The sequence below is a fragment of the Streptococcus sp. GMD1S genome, from assembly GCF_000296875.1.
Classification (GTDB): Bacteria; Bacillota; Bacilli; order Lactobacillales; family Streptococcaceae; genus Streptococcus.
Genome location: NZ_AJQY01000198.1, coordinates 1 through 911, shown reverse-complemented (window position 1 = coordinate 911; position 911 = coordinate 1). Strand labels below are relative to the sequence as shown.

General features: G+C 47.1%; 2 protein-coding genes. One reads left to right on the top strand and one right to left on the bottom strand.

The genetic code is table 11. The features are described from left to right. Positions 1-489 (top strand): MBL fold metallo-hydrolase (locus GMD1S_RS08260; RefSeq protein WP_008281058.1); only part of this gene is annotated, 489 nt, incomplete at its 5' end. A gap of 38 nt (positions 490-527) precedes the next feature. On the opposite strand, the gene GMD1S_RS08255 is transcribed toward GMD1S_RS08260, so the two are convergent. Beyond that, positions 528-911: M13-type metalloendopeptidase (locus GMD1S_RS08255; RefSeq protein ID WP_000309879.1), on the bottom strand; the 384-nt coding region annotated here is incomplete at its 5' end.

The following is a 911-nucleotide window of genomic DNA, read 5'->3' as shown; positions in this document are numbered from 1 at the left end:
TGTGCGATTCTCCTGACCCACACCCACTACGACCATATTATGAGTCTGGACTTGGTGCGTAAGACTTTTGGAAATCCTCCAGTTTATGTCGCAGAGAGTGAAGCATCTTGGCTTTATACTCCAGTCGATAATCTCTCTGGTCTCCCTCGTCATGATGATATGGCAGATGTCGTCTGTAAACCAGCAGAACACACCTTTGTCTTTCATGAGGAATACCAGCTTGAGGAATTTCATTTTACTGTTCTACCAACCCCAGGCCACTCTATTGGCGGTGTTTCCCTAGTCTTTCCTGACTCCCATCTAGTCTTGACCGGAGATGCCCTATTCCGTGAGACCATTGGACGGACAGACCTTCCTACAGGCAGCACGGAACAACTCCTCCATAGCATTCAGACGCAACTCTTCACTCTTCCTAACTACGATGTCTATCCTGGGCATGGTCCAGCTACGACCATCGCTCACGAAAAGACCTTTAATCCCTTTTTCTAGCAAGCAAAAAACCAAGGATAACATCCTTGGTTTTTGTCTTACCAAATAATCACACGGTCCTCTGGTGAACGCCACATGCCGTCGCCTTCTTTGACATCATAGGTTGTAAAGAAGTCATCGAAGTTAGGTACTTGCACATTGACACGGAGTTTAGCAGGCGCGTGCACATCGACACTGGCCATAAGTTTCATCAACTCAGGACGGCCTTTCATACGCCAGATACGAGCAAAGTTGTGGAAGAATTCTTCAGCAGAGAAGTCTGCTTCTCTCTTGGCAGCTTCAAGGGCTGCGGCGATTCCCCCTAGGTCCGCTACATTTTCTGATACAGTTAGTTTCCCGTTAATCGTTGCGCCGTAAGATTCTTGCCCATCAAACTGGTCGATAACTTTCTGCGTTTTTTCTTTAAAGGCAGCATAGTCACT